This is a genomic window from Micromonospora sp. NPDC050695 (genome assembly GCF_040654415.1).
Classification (GTDB): Bacteria; Actinomycetota; Actinomycetes; order Mycobacteriales; family Micromonosporaceae; genus Micromonospora.
The window spans coordinates 53,885-73,334 of the sequence record NZ_JBFAHZ010000027.1; the positions used below are offsets into that span (position 1 = coordinate 53,885).

General features: G+C 72.1%; 17 protein-coding genes. 14 read left to right on the forward strand and 3 right to left on the reverse strand.

Going from position 1 to position 19,450, the window contains the following annotated elements; all coding sequences use genetic code 11:
- The first annotated feature begins 1 nt into the window (after position 1).
- Positions 2–1,006: a glycine betaine ABC transporter substrate-binding protein gene (locus tag AB0H52_RS20520; RefSeq protein ID WP_357949271.1), complete on the forward strand. Its 1,005-nt coding sequence runs from the start codon at positions 2–4 to the stop codon at positions 1,004–1,006.
- 110 nt (positions 1,007–1,116) lie between these two features.
- Complete coding sequence (locus tag AB0H52_RS20525; RefSeq protein WP_357949274.1) at positions 1,117–2,847, forward strand: hypothetical protein; 1,731 nt, start codon at positions 1,117–1,119, stop codon at positions 2,845–2,847.
- 18 nt (positions 2,848–2,865) lie between these two features.
- Here the strand turns inward: AB0H52_RS20525 and AB0H52_RS20530 are convergent, their stop codons facing one another.
- A complete protein-coding gene (locus AB0H52_RS20530; protein WP_278125979.1) occupies positions 2,866–4,053 on the reverse strand; it encodes an NADH-quinone oxidoreductase subunit D in 1,188 nt (395 codons plus the stop codon).
- Positions 4,050–5,273 (reverse strand): SAM-dependent methyltransferase, encoded by a 1,224-nt coding sequence (locus AB0H52_RS20535; RefSeq protein ID WP_357949277.1) that lies wholly within the window; start codon positions 5,271–5,273, stop codon positions 4,050–4,052. Before AB0H52_RS20535 ends, AB0H52_RS20530 begins: the two co-directional genes overlap by 4 nt.
- A gap of 392 nt (positions 5,274–5,665) precedes the next feature.
- Between AB0H52_RS20535 and AB0H52_RS20540 the strand changes: the two genes are divergently transcribed.
- The 9 genes from AB0H52_RS20540 (at position 5,666) to AB0H52_RS20580 (ending at position 14,682) form a co-directional block, all read left to right on the forward strand.
- The gene (locus AB0H52_RS20540; protein ID WP_151491861.1) at positions 5,666–6,670 is read left to right on the forward strand and encodes a helix-turn-helix transcriptional regulator; all 1,005 of its coding nucleotides are present in this window, start codon (positions 5,666–5,668) and stop codon (positions 6,668–6,670) included.
- 268 nt (positions 6,671–6,938) lie between these two features.
- Positions 6,939–7,181: a flavin reductase gene (locus tag AB0H52_RS20545; RefSeq protein ID WP_225854700.1), complete on the forward strand. Its 243-nt coding sequence runs from the start codon at positions 6,939–6,941 to the stop codon at positions 7,179–7,181.
- A gap of 760 nt (positions 7,182–7,941) precedes the next feature.
- Entirely contained in the window at positions 7,942–8,913 is a 972-nt protein-coding gene (locus AB0H52_RS20550) for a Rossmann-like and DUF2520 domain-containing protein (protein ID WP_225854701.1), read from the forward strand.
- Complete coding sequence (gene panC / locus AB0H52_RS20555; protein ID WP_151491863.1) at positions 8,910–9,758, forward strand: pantoate--beta-alanine ligase; 849 nt, start codon at positions 8,910–8,912, stop codon at positions 9,756–9,758. The genes AB0H52_RS20550 and panC overlap by 4 nt, the downstream gene beginning before the upstream one ends.
- A 45-nt stretch (positions 9,759–9,803) precedes the next feature.
- Positions 9,804–10,232 (forward strand): aspartate 1-decarboxylase, encoded by a 429-nt coding sequence (gene panD, locus AB0H52_RS20560; protein WP_151491864.1) that lies wholly within the window; start codon positions 9,804–9,806, stop codon positions 10,230–10,232.
- Between the two features lie 95 nt (positions 10,233–10,327).
- Positions 10,328–11,221: a septum formation family protein gene (locus tag AB0H52_RS20565; RefSeq protein WP_357949282.1), complete on the forward strand. Its 894-nt coding sequence runs from the start codon at positions 10,328–10,330 to the stop codon at positions 11,219–11,221.
- A gap of 94 nt (positions 11,222–11,315) precedes the next feature.
- Positions 11,316–13,013, forward strand: coding sequence for an L-aspartate oxidase (locus AB0H52_RS20570; protein ID WP_357949285.1), 1,698 nt, complete (start codon positions 11,316–11,318; stop codon positions 13,011–13,013).
- A complete protein-coding gene (nadC, locus tag AB0H52_RS20575; protein ID WP_151491867.1) occupies positions 13,010–13,906 on the forward strand; it encodes a carboxylating nicotinate-nucleotide diphosphorylase in 897 nt (298 codons plus the stop codon). The genes AB0H52_RS20570 and nadC overlap by 4 nt, the downstream gene beginning before the upstream one ends.
- A gap of 17 nt (positions 13,907–13,923) precedes the next feature.
- Complete coding sequence (locus AB0H52_RS20580; RefSeq protein ID WP_278125991.1) at positions 13,924–14,682, forward strand: type III pantothenate kinase; 759 nt, start codon at positions 13,924–13,926, stop codon at positions 14,680–14,682.
- A 3-nt stretch (positions 14,683–14,685) separates the two neighbouring features.
- Here AB0H52_RS20580 and AB0H52_RS20585 read toward each other — a convergent pair whose 3' ends face one another.
- Positions 14,686–15,423: a class I SAM-dependent methyltransferase gene (locus AB0H52_RS20585; protein ID WP_357949288.1), complete on the reverse strand. Its 738-nt coding sequence runs from the start codon at positions 15,421–15,423 to the stop codon at positions 14,686–14,688.
- A gap of 89 nt (positions 15,424–15,512) precedes the next feature.
- Between AB0H52_RS20585 and lysS the strand changes: the two genes are divergently transcribed.
- The 3 genes from lysS to AB0H52_RS20600 form a co-directional block, all read left to right on the forward strand.
- On the forward strand, positions 15,513–17,021 hold the full coding sequence (gene lysS / locus AB0H52_RS20590; protein WP_151491870.1) for a lysine--tRNA ligase: 1,509 nt from the start codon (positions 15,513–15,515) through the stop codon (positions 17,019–17,021).
- Between the two features lie 111 nt (positions 17,022–17,132).
- Entirely contained in the window at positions 17,133–17,477 is a 345-nt protein-coding gene (locus AB0H52_RS20595) for an Lsr2 family protein (protein ID WP_151491871.1), read from the forward strand.
- Positions 17,478–17,978: 501 nt separating this feature from the next.
- Positions 17,979–19,450 (forward strand): Clp protease N-terminal domain-containing protein (locus AB0H52_RS20600; RefSeq protein WP_357949292.1); only part of this gene is annotated, 1,472 nt, incomplete at its 3' end.

Sequence of the window (19,450 nt, forward strand, 5' to 3'; positions counted from 1 at the left end):
CATGCGCGCACGTACACGTCTGGCGATCGGCGCTGTCGGCGCCATCGCCGGGGCAGCACTCCTCACCGGATGCGGGGACGCCGGCTCGTCCGGCACCGACGCACCCCAGCAGAGCGCCTCCGGCGCCGGGTGCGCCCCGGTCAAGGGCGAGCAGCTCATCGCCCTGCAGGACGACAAGAAGTTGCAGAACTCCGACAACGTCATTCCCGCCGTGAACAGCAAGGCGGCCAACCCGCAGCTGATCGCCGCACTGGACAAGGTGTCGGCGGCGCTCGACACGCCGAAGCTGATCCAGCTCAACAAGGCCGTGAACGACGACCGCAAAACCCCGAAGGTGGCCGCCGAGGAGTTCGCCACCGCCAACAACCTCACCGCGGGCATCGCCAAGGGGCCGGGCGGCGACATCGTGGTGGGTGCCGGCAACTTCGCCGAGAGCCAGACCCTGGGCGAGCTGTACCGGATCACGCTCACCGCCGCCGGCTACCAGGTCAAGGTGCAGCAGATCGGCAACCGGGAGCTGTACGAGCCGGCGTTGGAGAAGGGTGAGATCCAGGTCGTCCCGGAGTACGCGGCGACGATGGCCGAGTTCCTCAACACCAAGGCCAACGGCGCGAACCCGCCGCCGGTCAGCTCGCCCGACATCAACACGACGGTGACCGCCCTCAAGGCCGAGGGCGACAAGGTGGGCATCACCTTCGGCACCCCGGCCGCCGCGCAGGACCAGAACGCCTTCGCGGTGACGCAGGCCTTCGCCGACAAGTACGGCGTTCGTACGCTCTCCGAGCTGGCCGCGAAGTGCTCCGGCAGCGCCACGGTGCTGGGTGGCCCGCCAGAGTGCCAGCAGCGTCCGTTCTGCAAGCCGGGTCTGGAGAAGACGTACGGGCTGTCGGTGGGCTCGTTCTCCTCGCTGGACCAGGGCGGGCCGCTGACCAAGAGCGGTCTGCGTGACGGTTCGATCAGCGTGGGTCTGATCTTCTCCTCGGACGGCGCGTTCGCCACCAGCTGAGCCCGCCGCACACGCGCTGACGACGCCCCCGCCCGCACCTCGGGTGGGGGCGTCCACGCGTGACGGGCACCCGTTCCCTCTGGTCAGGATCCTCGGTAGGCTGCACAGCCATGCCAGCCCCGGTCACCCCCGACGCCCGGCGTCAACCGCGACTGCTGACCCTGCTCTTCTGGGCGGGTGTGGCGCTCGCCCCGGTGGCGGCGCTGATCCTGTTGGTCGCCGACGGCAGCACCCCGCTGCGCTTCGCGGCGGTGCTCGCCATCGTGGCGGTCGTGCTGATCGGCCTGTCCATCGCGTTGCGGCCAGACCATGACGCGGCCCGGGCCGACGAGCTGCTGAACGAGATCGAGGAGCTGCGCCGGGAGCTGCGTACCGAAATCGTGGCCGCCGCGCAGCGCGGTAACCAGGCACTCGATCAGGCGCAGCGGGCACAGGAGGGGATCGCCGCGGTCCGACGCCGCCTGGACGCCAGTGGTGCCGCGCTCGCCGGTGCCGCACCCGCCGTCGACCCCGCCGGCGCCGGCCGGGCCCGGGTGCCGGCCGCCGAGCCCGTCGACGACGCACCGGCCGCCCGCAACCGGGCACCGGTGCCGACCGACGTTCCGGTAGCCCGCAGCCGGGGGTCCGCGCCCGCCGACGTCGCGACCGGCCGGGGCCGCGTGCCCGGTCCGGAGGACGCCACCCCCCGCCGGGGCCGCGCCGAACGCGCCGACGACGACGAACCGGCGTACCCACGGGCCACCGCCGAGCCCTCCGCCCCCGCAGGCGTGTACGGCGGCGCGGAACGTCCCGCCGCGACCCGGTACGGCTCGGCCCGCCCCCGAGAGCACGACCGCCCCGAACCCGCGCACCGACCGGCCGGCGTGGTCCGGCACACCGAGACCGTGCACGTCACCACCCGACACACCGTGGTGGACGGTGGGCCGCCGGAGACCGCCGCCCGGTACGGCGGCGGGTACGCCGGCCAGTGGACCCCGCCGGCGCAGGAGTGGACCCGGGGTGGTGGCGCGGACGAGCGCCCCCGTCCGGCCGACCGCCCGCGCGGCGAGGCGGAGGACCGCCCCTGGTCCGGGTACGCCGACGACCGGGGCCGCGCCGGCTCCGGTTGGAGCGCCGACCGGGAGGGGGCGGACGTCGCCGCCGAGCCCGGGCGGAGGGCTCGTCGTGACGAGCCGGAGTGGACCGCTCCCCGCGACGCGTACGCCCCACCCGACGAGCCCTCCTGGGGTTCCCGACCGCAGCGCGACGAGCGCGGATGGTCGGAGCAACGCGAGCCGGACCGGGGCAGCGCGGCCGCACCACAGGCCGGGCCGCCGCTGCGGGCCGACGACACCGGCGAGTTCTGGTCCCAGCTGCGCGCCGGTGACCGGTGGGCGGCGGTCCGCGACGACGAGAACGGCCGTGAGCTGCACGTCGGGGAACGCCGGGCCGAGGTGCACGCCGACGCCGCCGGCACCGAGTACCGGATGGCCGACCGCTGGGCCTCCGTCCGACACGACGAGCCGCGCCGTCACGAGGACGCGGGCCGCTACGAGGACGCCAGCCGCTACGAGGACGCCGGCCGGTACGACGAGCGCGACCCGTACCACCGGGACGAGCCGGCCCGGCGGCGCGACCACGACGGCGGCTGGCGGGACGAGCGGGGCGAACCGCCGGGCCGGCCGGCGCTGCCCGTGGGCGGCGTGCCGGTGCCCGACGAGTGGCGCCCGCCACGCCAGCGGGGCTACCAGGCGGAGCCGGAGCGGATCGGGCGGCGACGGGTCGACGAGCGGTACGGCTACCCGCCGCAGGACGACGTGCCGCGCGCCGGCGGCACCCCGCCCGGCGACCGCTGGAGCTGACCGCTCAGGCGGCCCGCGTCACTTGTCGATGTCGCCGACCACGAAGAACATCGAGCCGAGGATGGCGATCAGATCCGGCACGAGGCAGCCGGGCAGCAGGGTGGCCAGCGCCTGCACGTTGGCGTACGAGGCGGTGCGCAGCTTCAACCGCCACGGCGTCTTCTCCCCCCGCGACACCAGGTAGTAGCCGTTGATGCCGAGCGGGTTCTCCGTCCAGGCGTACGTGTGCCCCTCCGGCGCCTTCAACACCTTCGGCAGCCGGGTGTTGATCGGCCCGGTGAGGCGGTCCACCCGGTCCAGGCACTGCTCGGCGAGGTCCAGCGAGGCGTACACCTGATCCAGCAGCACCTCGAAGCGGGCGTGGCAGTCCCCGGCGGTGCGGGTGACCACCGGCACGTCCAGCTCGTCGTACGCCAGGTACGGGTCGTCGCGGCGCAGATCGAGGTCGAGCCCGGACGCCCGGGCCACCGGCCCGGACGCGCCGAACGCGGCGGCGTCCGCGGCGGAGAGCACGCCCACGCCCACGGTGCGGGCCAGGAAGATCTCGTTACGCCGGATCAGGTGGTCCAGGTCGGGCAGCCGCCGACGTACCTCACCGATCGCCGCCCGCGCCCGCCCGGTCCAGCCGTACGGCACCTCCTCCTTCAGGCCACCCACCCGGTTGAACATGTAGTGGATCCGCCCGCCGGAGACCTCCTCCATCACCGCCTGGATCGTCTCCCGTTCCCGGAAGGCGTAGAACACCGGCGTGATCGCGCCGATCTCCAGCGGGTAGGAGCCGAGGAACATCAGGTGGTTGAGCACCCGGTTCAGCTCCGCGAGGGCCATCCGCAGCCAGGTCGCCCGCTCCGGCACCTCCATGCCCATCAGGCGTTCCACCGCGAGCACCACACCCAGCTCGTTGGAGAACGCCGACAACCAGTCGTGCCGGTTGGCCAGCACGATGATCTGCCGGTAGTCGCGTACCTCGAAGAGCTTCTCGGCGCCCCGGTGCATGTAGCCGATGATCGGTTCACAGGCGACCACCCGTTCGCCGTCGAGCACCAGCTTCAGCCGCAGCACACCGTGCGTGGAGGGGTGCTGCGGGCCGATGTTCAACACCATGTCGGTGCCGAGCTGCTGATCGCCGGTGCCGGCGACCAGGCCGGCCCCGGTGCCGACGGTCAGTTCACGGAGGTCCCCGGCGTCGGTGGTCATGCCCGTCATCGTGCCACGGCCGCATCCAGCCCGATGCCGACCGGCTGGCGCAGCCACCAGTGCCCGCCGAGCCCGGCCGGGTCGGTCAGCTCGGCCACCGCCGACGCGGCGGCCAGCGCCCGCACGTAGCCGGCCGGGTCGGTGCCGGCCAGGCTCAGCGGCGGTCGGCCGCCGTCGGCCCCGAGCGCCCGCAGCGCCTCCCGCTGCGAGACCAGGGAGTACGCACACCGGGCGACCGCCGCACCGGCGGAGGCGACCGAATCCATGGCCACGTGTGCGGTCACGTCACTGGACCCGTCCGGCACCGCAGGCACCTGCCGCCCACCCCGATACCCGGCCAACGTCCCGTCGAACGGCCGATCCTCCCGCAGATGCCCGTAGTCGACGGCGACCGCCAGCCCTCGGCTGATCTGTCGCACCGCGTTGGCCCAGGCCGCATCTCTGCTTCGGCCGATCTCGGCTCGTCGGTGGTCACTGCTGGGGGTTGCCCGGAAACCCGGCTCGTTCTCGCTGGTCGCGTCCGTCCAGGTCAACCCGAACCCCGGGCCGCTGTCCACGCTGGCCGGGCTCGCGGGACTGGGCCACCACGTCGTCAGCCAGTCGAGGTCGTCGGGGCTGACCGGCTCGCCGATCGTCTCCACGCCGCTGTCGGGGTCGACCAGCACATATCGCCAGCCCTCGGCGGTGTGCGCCGCCACGTCCAACGGCACGTTGTCCAACCACTCGGTCGCCAGCAACAGCCCGTTGATCTCGTTGGGGATCTCGGCGGTCCAGTTGATCTCTGCCGGCAGGTTCTCGGGGCGGTTCGCGTACTCGACTGCTGTGAAGCGGACCCGTTCCGCGAGCGACGGGCGGACGGCGACGGGCGACGGATCGGTCCGCAAGGAGCGGGCGGAGGCCGTGGGAGTCAGGGTTTCCGGGGAGCCCGCCCGCGGGGGGATCAAGCCTGACCGCCCGGAGCGGGCGGGCTCCCCGGTAACCCCCACCGCAAGCCCGACGAGAGCCTGCAGCAGCTCCCCCCGCCCCGCGCCCACGTCAACGACATCGAGGCGGGCAGGGTGGCCGAGGGCCGAGTCCACCTGTTCGAGAAGGCGCAGCAGTGCGGTGGCGAAGGCTGGGGATGCGTGCACGCTGGTCCGGAAGTGGTCGGCCGGCCCGGTGCCGGCGACGAAGAAGCCGCCCGGCCCGTACAGCGCGTGACTCATCGCGTCCCGCCACAGGATCGGCATCAGTTCACTCCAGGTAGGTGTGTCACCGTGCCGACCCTACGGTCCGGGCTGCCGTTCGTGGCTCATGCCCGGAATAGTGCCCTTCGTCCAGGTCGGCGATCAGGCCGGGGTGGGTGGGGATCCAGCCCGACAGCTCGCGTGTGATGGCGGACGACGTCGGATTGTCGATCTGCGCGAATGATCCGAGGAAGCCGAAGTAGTCGATTGGCCTCGTCGGAGCTGATGCTTCGGACCGGGATGTCGAGGTTGCGGGCATCCACCCCAGGGCCGTTGACGAAACGTAGCGCCCGGCACCACGGTCTTGACGAAACCCGAGGTAGCGTCAGTGGCGGCAGGCCCGCCGGTTGTAGCGGTCGGCGGGCCGCCCCAGACCGCTACCTGGGAGCCCGACCATGCCCGCGCGCATCCGAACTGTCGTCGACCCACGATTCCCTGTCGAACTCGCCCGCTTCCGCACTGCCCGCGGCCTGTCCCTGCGCGACCTGGCCGCCCTCGCCCACTGCGGGAAGTCGTACCTCGGCGACCTGGAGAGCGGACGCACCCGACCCACCTGCGAGGCCGCCACCCACCTGGACGACCTGTTGGGCGCGGGCGGTGTCCTCGCCGCCATGGTCGTGGACGCCCCGCCGGTGACCACTCCCGACGACGATCAGCGGCTCGCGCACGTCATCGCCCACCCCAACCGTCTCGACGGTGAGAGCGTGCGCCTGCTCGCCGACGTCCTGGCCGCGCAACGGCGACTCGACGACGCCCTGCCCGCGCCGATGATGCTGCCGTGGTCGGTGCCGCAGTGGCGCACCGCGCACGACCTCGCCGTCAACGCCCGAGGTGCCCACGCCGACGCTCTGCGTGAGGTGGCCGCCGAGTGGACCCAGTTCGTGGGCTGGCTGCACGCCGAAGCCCGCAACGACACGGAGGCGGTCCGCGTGCTGGCCGAGGCCACCGAAGAGGCAGACGCGCTCGACTCCGGCCTGCTGGCGGCGCAGGCGTTGAACTTCCGGGGCTACCTGGAGCGCCAGCGCGGCAACCCGCGCGGCATCGTCCGCTACTTCCTGGCCGCCTTCCACACGCCGGGCGCGTCGCCGTTGCAGCGGGTGGGGGACGCAATCCAGGCCGCCCACGGGTACGCGCTGCTGGGCGACCGGACGACCGCCGTCCGGCTGCTCGGCGAGGCGAGCGACCTCACCGAGTCTGCCGAGGATGCGGAACCGCCGGGCGCCGCCTACTGGCTGTCGCCCACGTTCAGCCGGATGGGCCTCGGGTTGGCGTACCTGGCGCTCGGCGATCGAACCGCCGCCGACAACCTGCGGGCCGGCCTGGCCGGGCTGCCGGCGGACCAGCGGGACGCGGAGTGGACGCACGAGTACCGGCGCGCCCTGGTGTCCGCCACCGGCTGATCCTGTCCGCCACCTTGTTCCCGGACAGCCTCATCGTTCCGACCTGGACTAACGCTTCGTAGCGTCCTGTTCACGGGACGGCGGTGGCGAACATCCGAACCCGACGCGATGTGTGCGACCGTCGCCGCCGTCCCGCCAAGAGGCGGGGGGCGTCCGCGCCAACGACGACCGGGCGCCCTCCAGCCATCCGACGTCAGGGGGACGCGCGATGATGGCCGAGGTACCAACAACCGTACGGGCGGCGCGGGCAGTACAAGCCGAACGATCCGTGGCGGCACTCGACGACCGGATGGGTGGCGAGCACCTACCCCGACGTCCGCAGTGGGACTGCCTGGCGTGCGGGCGTGAGTGGCCGTGCGACCCGGCGAGAGTGCGCCTGGCCGAGGCGTATGGGGACAGCCGGATCAACCTCGCCATGTACGTGGGGTCGCTGCTGTTCGTGGCCACCGCCGAACTCTCCGACGCGGACCCGGCCGAACTGCACGAGCGGTTCATTGCCTGGACGCGGTAACCCGCCGCTGTGGGCACCATCCACAAGGGCGACGAGGGTTCCACCACTGCGACCAGTCGCACCGCTGGTCTGGCGGTCCGGCGGACGATGCCGGGCAGAAAGCCTGGCAGGCGGCGCTCAAGGCGCACATGGAAGACCACCGGCGCGGCAAGGACGTGAGAACGCCGGCCACCCCGAGCAAGGCCCTACCGTGACCGCGGACCACGGCGTGCATCGCTCCGGCAGCAACCGCAAGCACTCCAGGCGCTACCGGTGGTGCAAGGGCTCGGGAAAGCGGTGGCACATTGGGCGGCGGATCTGGAACCGAATGCGGCAGAAGCACCGCGAGGCGCACTGAGTAGCCCGGTGTCAGCCAGCCGACATACGGGTCGATCGCGCTCGGCGGAGACGACACGATCCAGGCCATGGCTGACATAAAGAACTCCGACAACGCCGCGGTCTGGCTCGGCTATAGGCCGAGAAGCACACGAGTGACCACGAGAAGCGCCTCGCCCTCGCACAGATGGCCACGGCGTACGCCACTCTCGTTCACCCTGCCCGACGGCACCGCCTGGTCGCCGTGCACCGATCCGGGTGACGGCCCGCAGGTGGAGGGGACCGTGGTGGACCCTGTTCCAGGGGCCCCTGGTCGCGGCCGGGAACGGCGACGAGGGGCCCTTGGGCGGTGGTGAAGGTTTTCACACATGCTTGTCCCGGTTCGGCGGGCCGGGCGCATACTTGCGATCGACCGGTACCCCTTCTCGAGGACTGGATCGTCGTCATGAGCGCACCGTTGCGCCCGCGTCCGGCCGCCCCACCGGGGCCTGCCGCATCGTGGGATCGCGCCGTTCCCGGCGCCCGCGCCACCTCCCGTCTGCTCACCGTCGGTGTCGTCGGCTCCGGCCGGGTCGGGGCTGTGCTGGGTGCCGCGCTCGCCGCCGCCGGGCATCACGTGGCCGCCGTCACCGGTGACTCCGGGGCCAGCCGTGCCCGCCTCGCCCTGCTGCTGCCCGAGGTGCCCCGCCGTCCGGCCGCCGCCGTCGCCCACGCCGCCGAGCTGCTGCTGATCGCCGTGCCGGACGACGCGCTGGCCGGGGTGGTCGCCGACCTCGCCGAGCGGGGCGCGTTGCACCCGGGTCAGGTGGTCGCGCACACCTCCGGCGCGCATGGTCTGGCCGTCCTGGCACCGGCCGCCGCGGTCGGCGCCCGGCCGCTCGCCCTGCACCCCGCCATGACCTTCACCGGTACGCCGGACGACCTGGCCCGCCTCGACGGCATCTCGTACGGGGTGACCGCCCCGGCGGAGCTGCGCGCGCTGGCCGCCCGGCTGGTCGCCGACCTCGGTGGCGTGCCCGAGTGGGTGGCCGAGACGGACCGTCCGCTGTATCACGCGGCGCTGGCGCACGGGGCGAACCATCTGGTGACCCTGGTGAACGAGGCGACCGATCGGCTGCGGGACGCCGGGGTGGCCCGGCCGGAGAAGGTGCTGGCTCCGCTGCTGCGGGCCGCCCTGGAGAACGCGCTGCGCCTCGGCGACGACGCGCTGACCGGCCCGGTGTCCCGTGGCGACGCGGGCACCGTGCAGCGGCATCTGGCCCGGCTGGCGGCCACCGCCCCGGAATCCGTTCCCGCGTATCTGGCGTTGGCCCGTCGTACCGCCGATCGGGCGATCGCGGCCGGTCGGCTGCGGCCGGTGGACGCGCAGTCGCTGCTCGGCGTGCTGGCCGACGGTTCTCGGGAGGTGGCCACATGACGCTGCTGGTGCACACGCGCGCCGAGTTGGCCGAGGCCCGGGCCGGGCTGAAGGGCACGGTCGGCGTGGTGATGACCATGGGTGCCCTGCACTCCGGGCACGAGACGTTGCTGCGCGCGGCCCGGGAACAGGCCGACCACGTGCTGGTGACGATCTTCGTGAACCCGTTGCAGTTCGGGCCGAACGAGGACTTCGACCGCTATCCCCGGACTCTCGACGCGGACCTGGAGGTGTGCCGCCGGGCCGGTGCGGACGTGGTCTTCGCCCCGTCGGTCACCGATATGTACCCCGACGGTCAGCCCCGGGTGCGCCTCGACCCGGGTCCGCTCGGCGCGGAGTTGGAGGGCACGAGCCGCCCGGGCTTCTTCCACGGTGTGCTCACCGTGGTGCTGAAGCTGCTCCAGCTCACCCGGCCGGATCTGACGTTCTTCGGCGAGAAGGACTATCAGCAGCTCACCCTGGTCCGGCGGATGACCCGGGACCTGGACGTGCCGGTCGAGGTGGTCGGCGTGCCGACGGTCCGGGAACCGGACGGGTTGGCGCTGTCCAGCCGCAACCGCTACCTGAGCGAGTCGGAGCGGGCGGCGGCGCTGAGCCTGTCCGCCGCGCTGCGGGCCGGCGCCCAGGCCGCCGACGAGGGCCGGGACGCGGGTGCGGTGCTGACCGCCGCGCACGCCGCGTTCGGCGCGGGTACGCCCGGCGCCCGCCTCGACTACCTGGTGCTCACCGATCCGGAGCTGGAGCCGGGGCCGGTGTCCGGGCCGGCCCGGCTGGTGATCGCCGCGTGGGTCGGCGCCACCCGTCTGATCGACAACGCGGGGATCCACCTCGCGCCCCGCCCCTGACCCGGCTGCTCACCACCTCCACCATTCCCGCGAAAGGCCACCCCGATGCTGCGGACCATGCTCAAGTCGAAGATCCACCGGGCCACGGTGACCCAGGCCGACCTGCACTACGTGGGTTCGGTGACGGTGGACGAGGATCTGCTCGACGCCGCCGATCTGCTCCCCGGCGAGCAGGTCGCGATCGTGGACATCACCAACGGCGCCCGCCTGGAGACGTACGTGATCCCGGGTGCGCGGGGCAGCGGCGTGATCGGCATCAACGGTGCCGCCGCGCACCTGGTGCACCCCGGTGACCTGGTCATCCTGATCTCGTACGGGCAGCTGGACGACGCCGAGGCCCGGTCGTACCGGCCGCGGGTGGTGCACGTGGACGCCGACAACCGGGTGATCGAGCTGGGCACGGACCCGGCCGCGGTGGCCCCCGGCACGGCCGGTGACCCGGTGCCCAGCCCGTTGGCCGTGTCCGCTGTGTGATCCCGCGCGACGCGATTCCGGTCTGTCACCGGAAGGTCATGTGCGGTTACCCTTGGGTACTGGCGTAAGCCGGTCGGTGGCTGGGGGAGGCCGCGATGCGCCGTGCCATGACGACCCTGTTCGCCGCCGTGACGGCGGTGTTGCTGGTCGGCTGCGCCGGTTCCGGCGGCCTGGACGGTGACCTGACCGACGACTGGGCCGCGCTGGCGGCCCCGTCGGCGTTCACACCGGCCGCCGGTGTGTGTCACGCCGCCGATTTCACCGACGTGGTCACCCTGGCCAGCTACGAGCCGGTGGACTGCGCGGGTCCGCATCGGCTGGAGACCGTGCACGTGGGGGCGTTCCCGGCCGAGCGGGCGACCGCGCCGGCGGGTGGCTCCGCCGAGCTGCGGGGAGCGTTCGCCGAGTGCGACACCCGGGCCTCCGGGTACGTGGGGGACGACTGGCGGGCCGGGCGACTACGGCTGTCCGTGGCGCTGCCCTCCGGGCCGGGCTGGGTGGCCGGCTCCCGCTGGTTCCGGTGCGATCTCACCGAGCTGACCACGGTCGAGGCGGCGGCGACCGTGGTGGTCCGCTCGGGCAGCCTGCGGGACGCGTTGAAGGGGGCTGCCTCCGGTCTGCGGCTGGGCTGCCAGCAGACCCGCGGTGCGGCCGGGCGGGTGCAGACGCTGGTCCCGGTGGAGTGCGGCAGGCAGCACGACGCCGAGTTCGTCGGGGTGTGGCGGGCACCGGACACGGCGTACCCGACGCGGGACGCCGACTGGGCTCCGCTCTACTCGGGCTGTCGGAGCGTCCTCGGCCGCTACGCGGGCGTACCGGACGACGCCGAGCTGCGGTTCCGTAGCGGCGTGGTGGTCCGTCCGCCGGGTGCGGGGCGGTGGCGGGTCGGTGACCGGGGCGTCCGCTGCTACCTGTGGCTCAGCGACCGTACGGTGACCGCCTCGCTGAAGGGCGCGGGCCCGGCGGGTCTGCCGGTGCGGACGAAGTGACCACGGCCTGAGGGCGCGCCCGGGACGGGGTAGCCCATACCACTCGTCCCGCCCCCGCCGCCCCCGGCGAGGATCGTTCGGGTTGACTGGGGGGATGGACCTTCCGACCGTCGACCTGCCGGCCCTGCCCTCGTTGCTGGCCGCGCCCGAGCCCGGCTGGGTGGAGACCACCGACGTGATCGTGGTGGGGTCCGGGGTGGCCGGACTGACCGCGGCGCTGCATCTGCGGGAGGCGGGTCTGCACGTCACGGTGGTCACCAAGGTCAACATTGATGACGGCTCCACCCGTTGGGCGCAGGGCGGCATCGCCGCGGTGCTCGACCCGGCGGACACTCCGGCGGCGCACGCCCGGGACACCGAGGTCGCCGGGGTGGGGCTCTGCGACCCGGCGGCCGTGCGGGTGCTGGTCGAGGAGGGTCCGACCCGACTGCGGGAGCTGATGCGGATCGGTGCCGAGTTCGACCGCCATCCGGACGGCTCGCTGATGCTGACCCGGGAGGGCGGGCACCGGGTGGACCGGATCGTGCACGCCGGTGGGGACGCCACCGGGGCCGAGGTGCAGCGGGCCCTGCATGCGGCGGTGCAGCGCGACCCGTGGATCCGGCTGGTCGAGCACGCCCTGGTGCTGGATCTGCTGCGGGCGCCCGGTGACGGCCCGGACGGGCTCGGCCCGGCCTGTGGGATCACCCTGCACGTGCTCGGCGAGGGCAGCGAGGACGGTGTCGGCGCGCTGCTGGCCCGTGCGGTGGTGCTGGCCACCGGCGGGATGGGGCAGGTCTTCGCGGCCACCACCAATCCGGCGGTCTCCACCGGCGACGGGGTGGCCCTGGCGATGCGGGCCGGCGCGGCGGTGACCGACGTGGAGTTCGTCCAGTTCCACCCGACCGCCCTGATCACCCCGTCCGGCGCGGGCCTGCCCGGCGCCGGGCACGCGCAGCAGCCGCTGGTCTCCGAGGCGCTGCGCGGCGAGGGCGCGTACCTGGTGGACGCGGACGGCAAGCGTTTCATGGTGGGTCAGCACGAGTTGGCCGAGCTGGCGCCCCGGGACGTGGTGGCCAAGGGCATCCACCGGGTGCTGCTGGCCACCGGCGCGGACCACGTCTTCCTCGACGCCCGGCACCTGGGCGGTGACTTCCTGGCCGCGCGGTTCCCGACCATCGTGGCGTCCTGCCTGGCGATCGGCGTCGACCCGGCGACCGATCTGATCCCGGTGGCTCCGGCCGCGCACTACGCCTCCGGTGGCGTCCGGACCGATCTGCGCGGCCGTACCTCCATCCCCGGCCTGTACGCGTGCGGTGAGGTGGCCTGCACGGGTGTGCACGGCGCGAACCGGCTGGCCAGCAACTCGCTGCTGGAGGGTCTGGTCTTCTCCCGCCGGATCGCCGAGGACATCGCGGCGGGCCTGCCCGAGCAGGCGCAGCCGGCGGACACCGGCGCCTGGCGTGGCGGCGCGGGCTGGGTGCTGCCGGCCGAGGCGACGCCGACCCTGCAACGGGCGATGACCCGGGGGGCCGGGGTGCTGCGTTCGGCCGCGACGCTGGCCGGCACGGCCGGGACGCTGACCGAGCTGGGCGCTGCCCGGGGCCGGCCACGGACCGCCGACTGGGAGGCGACCAACCTGCTGACCGTGGCGTCCACGCTGGTGGCCGCCGCGTACGCGCGCGGCGAGACCCGGGGGTGCCACTGGCGGGAGGACTTCCCGACGGCCGACGAGCGGTGGCTGGGCCACCTCGTCGGGGCGGTCGGGGCGCAGGGCCGGATGACGCAGCACTGGGAGGGGAACAACTCATGACGGAGTCGACGCGAGCGGCGTTGCGGGCGGCCGGACTGGACCCGGAGCAGGTGCGGCGGGTGATCGAGACCGCGCTGGTCGAGGATCTGGGGCCGGATTTTCTGGACGTCACGAGCGTCGCCACGATTCCCGCGGAGCAGATTGACACCGGCGACCTGGTGGCCCGCGCCGACGGGGTGCTGGCCGGCACGGCCGTGGCCGCCGCCGTGTTCGAGCTGGTGGGCGAGGTGACCGGCTCTGGTCGTACCGTCGAGGTGTCGGTGCTGGCCCGCGACGGCGCGCGGGTGGCCCGCGGCGACGTGCTGGCGACGGTGACCGGCCCGACCCGGTTGTTGCTCACCGCCGAGCGGACGGCGCTCAACCTGCTCTGCCGGATGTCCGGGGTGGCGACCCACACCCGGGCTTGGGCGGACGCGCTGGCCGGCACGAAGGCGATGGTGCTGGACACCCGCAAGACGACGCCGGGCCTGCGGGCGTTGGAGAAGTACGCGGTGCGGGCCGGCGGTGGCACCAACAAGCGGATGGGCCTCTACGACGTGGCCATGATCAAGGACAACCACAAGCTGGCGGCCGGGGGCATCACGGCGGCGTACCGGCGGGTCCGGGAGGCGTTTCCGGAGGTGCCGGTGCAGGTCGAGGTGACCACGGTCGACGAGGCGGTGGAGGCGGTGGAGGCCGGCGCGGACTTCCTGCTCTGCGACAACATGACGCCCGAGGTGCTGGCGCAGGCGGTCGCCGCGGTGGGTGACCGGGCGGAGCTGGAGGCGACCGGCGGGCTGACCCTGGAGGTGGCGGGCCGGTACGCGGCGACCGGCGTCGACTTCCTCTCGGTGGGTGCGTTGACCCACTCGTCGCCGATCCTGGACATCGCGCTGGACCTGCGCACGGAGTAGTTGTCTAGGCTGCGTGCGTGCTGCTCTGCATCGACATCGGAAACACCAACACCGTGCTGGCGACCTTCGACGGCGACAAGCTGGTGCACAACTGGCGGATCAAGACCGATGCCCGTTCGACGGCGGACGAGCTGGGTCTGATGTTCCGGGGTCTGCTCGCCGGGGACAACGTCGAGATCACCGGTGTGGCCGCGTGCTCCACGGTGCCCGCCGCGCTGCGGTCGCTGCGGACCATGCTCGGCCGCTACTACGCCGACCTGCCGAGCGTGATCGTCGAGCCGGGCGTGCGGACCGGAGTGCAGTTGGCGATCGACAACCCGAAGGAGGTGGGCGCCGACCGGGTGGTGAACACCCTGGCCGCGTACACCCTCTACGGCGGGCCGTCGATCGTCGTGGACTTCGGCACCACCACCAACTTCGACGTGATCAGCGGCCGGGGCGAGTTCCTCGGCGGCGCGTTCGCCCCGGGCATCGAGATCTCCTTCGACGCGTTGGCCGCGCGGGCGGCCCAGCTGCGCAAGGTCGAGGCCACCAAACCGCGCTCGGTGATCGGCAAGAACACCGTCGAGTGCCTGCAGTCCGGCCTGTACTTCGGCTTCGCCGGGCAGGTGGACCGGATCGTCGAGCGGATGACCGAGGAGTTGGGTGAGGTGCGGGCGGTGATCGCCACCGGCGGCCTCGCCTCCCTGGTGATCAACGAGTGCCGCAGCATCACCCACCACGAGCCGATGATCACGCTGATCGGCCTGCGGATGGTCTACGAGCGCAACCTCTGAGCGTCACCGCCGCCGGGCGCGCAGCACCAGCGTCCGGTACGGCAGCTCGACGGTCTCCCGGCCGGCCAGGTCGGGGTGGGTGGCCAGGAGGTCGGTCAGCTCCCGCTCGACCCGCTGCCGATCGGTGTCGGAGGCGGTGAGCCAGTAGGAACGGGTCCTGATCATGCCGCGTACCTCGTCCGGGGTGAGGGTCGTGCGGTGCGTGAACTCGCGCGCCTCGATCGCGCCGAACGCCGGACCGAAGTCCGCGTACTTCACGATGACGTTGCCCGACTTGTCGTCGAGGTGGGCGATCCGGCCCAGCTCCGCCACCCAGTCGATGCTGTCGTCCCGGATGTTCCAGATGGGGGCGAAGGTGCCGCCGGGGCGGAGCACCCGGGCGATCTCGGCGTGCGCGGGTTCCCGGTCGAACCAGTGGTACGCCGTGCCGGCCAGCACCGCGTCCGCCGCCGCGTCGGGCAGCGGCACGGCCTCGGCGCTGCCCGCCAGCGCCGTCGTGCCCGGGGTGCTGTGGGCGAGCTGCGCCCGCATCGCCGGATCCGGCTCGACGGGTACGACCTGATGGCCCAGCGCCTGCACGGCGCGGGTCAGGATGCCGGTGCCCGCGGCCAGGTCGACGACCTGACCGTTGCTCAGCCCGTCGACCGCCCAACGGACCGCAGCCTCGGGATAACGTGGTCGAAACCGGTCGTAATCGCTCGCGGCGGCGCCGAACGAGAGGGCATGAGTGTGATCGACCATGACGGGCAGGTTATCCGGTAACAGCCGCCGGAGCGCTTGAGTACGCTCGGGCCTGACCCCCTGTATCTCCCGTGACGAGGAAGCGTGCCGTGAGCGAGCAGAATGCCGTGCCAGTGGACCCCGCCGACGACCTTCCCGAGCAGATGAAGGTCCGCCGGGAGAAGCGGGACCGGATGCTCGCCGAGGGCGTCGAGCCCTACCCGGTGGGTTTCTCCCGCACGACCACCCTGGCCGAGATCCGGGAGCGCTACGCGGAGCTGCCCACCGACACCGCCACCGGCGACCAGGTCTCGGTCACCGGCCGGGTGATCTTCGTACGCAACACCGGCAAGCTCTGCTTCGCGACCCTGCGCGACGGTGACGGCACCGAGCTGCAGGCGATGCTCTCGCTGGACCGGGTCGGCCCGGAGCGCCTGGAGGCGTGGAAGCGCCTCGTCGACCTCGGTGACCACGTCGGCGTCACCGGTGAGGTGATCACCAGCCGTCGGGGTGAGCTGTCGGTGCTGGCGCAGCAGTGGGAGATGACCGCGAAGGCCCTGCGGCCGCTGCCGGTGGCGCACAAGCCGCTCTCCGAGGAGGCGCGGGTCCGTCAGCGCTACGTCGACCTGATCGTCCGGCCCCAGGCCCGACAGATGGTGCGTACCCGGGCGGCGGCGGTCCGCAGCCTGCGTGATTCGCTGCACGGGCAGGGCTTCGTCGAGGTGGAAACGCCGATGTTGCAACTCCTGCACGGCGGCGCCGCCGCTCGACCGTTCGTGACCCACAGCAATGCGTTGAACACCGATCTGTATCTGCGAATCGCGCCGGAACTGTTTCTCAAGCGCGCCGTGGTCGGCGGCGTCGACCGAGTCTTCGAGATCAACCGCAACTTCCGTAATGAGGGTGTCGACTCTTCGCACTCGCCCGAGTTCGCCATGCTGGAGACGTACCAGGCGTACGGCGACTACGACACGATCGGCGAGCTGACCCGTAATCTCGTGCAACAGGCGGCGATCGCGGTCAGCGGTTCGACGGTGGTGACCCACGCCGACGGCCGGGAGTTCGACCTGGGCGGCGAGTGGCGATCGGTCACGCTGTTCGGGGTCCTTTCCGAGGCGCTCGGCGAGGAGGTCACGGTCCGCACCGAACGTTCCCGCCTGGTCGAGTACGCGGACAAGGTGGGATTGGCCGTGGACCCGAAGTGGGGCCCCGGCAAGCTGGCCGAGGAACTGTTCGAGGAACTCGTCGTCCCCGGCCTGCAGGCGCCCACCTTCGTCCGCGACTACCCGGAGGAGACCAGCCCGCTCACCCGGGGGCACCGCAGCGAGCCGGGGCTGGCCGAGAAGTGGGACCTCTACGTGCTCGGTTTCGAGCTGGGCACCGGGTACTCCGAGCTGGTCGACCCCGTGGTGCAGCGGGAACGGCTGGTGGCCCAGGCGCAGCTCGCCGCCCGCGGCGACGACGAGGCGATGCGTCTCGACGAGGACTTTCTCCGGGCGATGGAGTACGGAATGCCGCCGGCCGGGGGCATGGGAATGGGAATCGACCGGCTCTTGATGGCCCTGACCGGCCTCGGAATTCGGGAAACGATCCTCTTCCCGTTGGTCCGCCCCGAGTAGTCGCGGCCGGCTCCCACCGAGTCGTAACCGCATCCTATTGACGCGGCGAGCAGCACGGGGGTTATTGTGCTCTCGTTAGCAGGAGCGCCCTGCTCGAAAGGAATGTGGGACGTGGCCAAGCAGATCATTCACAAGCTGGTCGATGACCTGGACGGCGGGGATGCGGACGAGACCGTCAAGTTCGCGCTCGACGGCGTTCAGTACGAGATCGACCTGTCGAGTTCCAACGCCGCTAAATTGCGGGAGGCTTTTGCCTCGTACGTGGGCGCCGGCACGAAGGTGGGCCGGGGTGGCGTCGTGATCGGTGGGCGGGCCGCCCGTGGCCGTGGCGGCGCGACCGCCGACCGCGAGCAGAACAAGGCGATCCGCGAGTGGGCCAAGAAGGCCGGCAAGGACATCTCGGACCGGGGCCGCATCCCCCAGGAGATCGTCGACGAGTTCCACGCGAAGCGCTGAGCCGTCAACAGAGTGGTGGCCAGGTGCCACCGAAGGCGACACCGACGCCGGACCGGAGCATTCCTCCGGGCCGGCGTCGCCGTATCCGGGCTGCGCTCGACGGGTCCGCGGAGCCGGGAAGGTTCCGGCCCGGACCGGCGTTGTCCACAGGCAGTGGAGTAGCTGTCCACAGCCTGTGGACAACCGTCCCCCAGGTTTGCGCGCGGTGCCCGTACGGCGGCGAACCGCCCTTCCGGAGGCTTCCGAAGCCCGGAGAGGGCCTCCACCGCCCCAGTCGGATTTCGCTCTGCGCGTAGCGACAGGGGTACCGGAACACCTCCTGAGCGCGGACGGTTGTGCAAAACGACGTGGAACCGACCCACGCCGGAGACACACGACCTCAGCTGAGTCGGTCAGCGACGATAGAGTAAGGAGGCACGGACGTCCGTCCCGGACGTTCGTGCACCGGCCCCGCCAAGATCTTGACCATCAAGGCGCACGGCACGTGAGGAGCACGAGGGCATGTTCGAGCGGTTCACCGACCGAGCGCGACGGGTTGTCGTCCTGGCCCAAGAAGAGGCCCGGATGCTCAACCACAACTACATCGGTACGGAACACATCCTGCTGGGCCTGATCCACGAAGGTGAAGGCGTCGCGGCAAAGGCCCTGGAGAGCCTCGGCATCTCCCTGGAGGGCGTCCGCCAGCAGGTCGAGGAGATCATTGGCCAGGGCCAGCAGGCGCCGAGCGGGCACATCCCGTTCACGCCGCGGGCCAAGAAGGTGCTGGAGCTGTCGCTGCGCGAGGCGCTGCAGCTCGGCCACAACTACATCGGCACGGAGCACATCCTGCTCGGGCTGATCCGCGAGGGCGAGGGCGTCGCTGCCCAGGTGCTGGTCAAGCTCGGCGCCGACCTCAACCGGGTCCGCCAGCAGGTGATCCAGCTGCTTTCCGGCTACCAGGGCAAGGAGCCTGCCGCGGCGGGCGCCGCGCCGGGTGAGGCCGCGCCGTCTACCAGCCTGGTGCTGGACCAGTTCGGCCGCAACCTGACCCAGGCCGCCCGCGAGGGCAAGCTCGACCCGGTCATCGGGCGCGAGAAGGAAATCGAGCGGGTCATGCAGGTGCTCTCCCGCCGTACCAAGAACAACCCGGTCCTGATCGGTGAGCCCGGCGTCGGTAAGACCGCCGTGGTGGAGGGGCTTTCCCAGAAGATCATCAAGGGCGAGGTGCCCGAGACTCTCAAGGACAAGCAGCTCTACACGCTCGACCTCGGTGCGCTGGTCGCCGGTTCCCGCTACCGCGGTGACTTCGAGGAGCGCCTCAAGAAGGTGCTCAAGGAGATCCGCACCCGCGGCGACATCATCCTGTTCATCGACGAGATCCACACCCTCGTGGGTGCGGGTGCCGCCGAGGGCGCGATCGACGCGGCGAGCATCCTCAAGCCGATGCTGGCCCGTGGTGAGCTGCAGACCATCGGCGCCACCACGCTCGACGAATACCGCAAGCACCTGGAGAAGGACGCCGCTCTCGAGCGCCGCTTCCAGCCGATCCAGGTGGGTGAGCCGTCGCTGGCGCACACCATCGAGATCCTCAAGGGCCTGCGCGACCGGTACGAGGCGCACCACCGCGTGAGCATCACCGATGCCGCTCTGGTGGCCGCCGCGACCCTGGCCGACCGGTACATCTCCGACCGCTTCCTTCCGGACAAGGCGATCGACCTGATCGACGAGGCCGGTGCACGGATGCGGATCCGTCGGATGACCGCGCCGCCAGACCTGCGTGACTTCGACGAGCGCATCGCCCAGGTGCGTCGCGACAAGGAGTCCGCGATCGACGCTCAGGACTTCGAGCGCGCCGCCCAGCTGCGCGACAAGGAGAAGCAGCTCCTCGGCCAGAAGGCTCAGCGGGAGAAGGAGTGGAAGGCCGGTGACCTGGACGTCGTCAGCGAGGTTGACGACGAGCAGATCGCCGAGGTGCTCGGCAACTGGACCGGCAT

Coding starts and splice junctions, on each gene's coding strand:
- AB0H52_RS20525 (WP_357949274.1), top strand. CDS start 1,117: ATGCCAGCCCCGGTCACCCCCGACGCCCGGCGTCAACCGCGACTGCTG.
- AB0H52_RS20520 (WP_357949271.1), top strand. CDS start 2: ATGCGCGCACGTACACGTCTGGCGATCGGCGCTGTCGGCGCCATCGCC.
- AB0H52_RS20535 (WP_357949277.1), bottom strand. CDS start 5,273: ATGCCGATCCTGTGGCGGGACGCGATGAGTCACGCGCTGTACGGGCCG.
- panD (WP_151491864.1), top strand. CDS start 9,804: ATGCTGCGGACCATGCTCAAGTCGAAGATCCACCGGGCCACGGTGACC.
- AB0H52_RS20585 (WP_357949288.1), bottom strand. CDS start 15,423: ATGGTCGATCACACTCATGCCCTCTCGTTCGGCGCCGCCGCGAGCGAT.
- AB0H52_RS20565 (WP_357949282.1), top strand. CDS start 10,328: ATGCGCCGTGCCATGACGACCCTGTTCGCCGCCGTGACGGCGGTGTTG.
- AB0H52_RS20530 (WP_278125979.1), bottom strand. CDS start 4,053: ATGACGGGCATGACCACCGACGCCGGGGACCTCCGTGAACTGACCGTC.
- panC (WP_151491863.1), top strand. CDS start 8,910: ATGACGCTGCTGGTGCACACGCGCGCCGAGTTGGCCGAGGCCCGGGCC.
- AB0H52_RS20540 (WP_151491861.1), top strand. CDS start 5,666: ATGCCCGCGCGCATCCGAACTGTCGTCGACCCACGATTCCCTGTCGAA.
- AB0H52_RS20550 (WP_225854701.1), top strand. CDS start 7,942: ATGAGCGCACCGTTGCGCCCGCGTCCGGCCGCCCCACCGGGGCCTGCC.
- AB0H52_RS20570 (WP_357949285.1), top strand. CDS start 11,316: ATGGACCTTCCGACCGTCGACCTGCCGGCCCTGCCCTCGTTGCTGGCC.
- nadC (WP_151491867.1), top strand. CDS start 13,010: ATGACGGAGTCGACGCGAGCGGCGTTGCGGGCGGCCGGACTGGACCCG.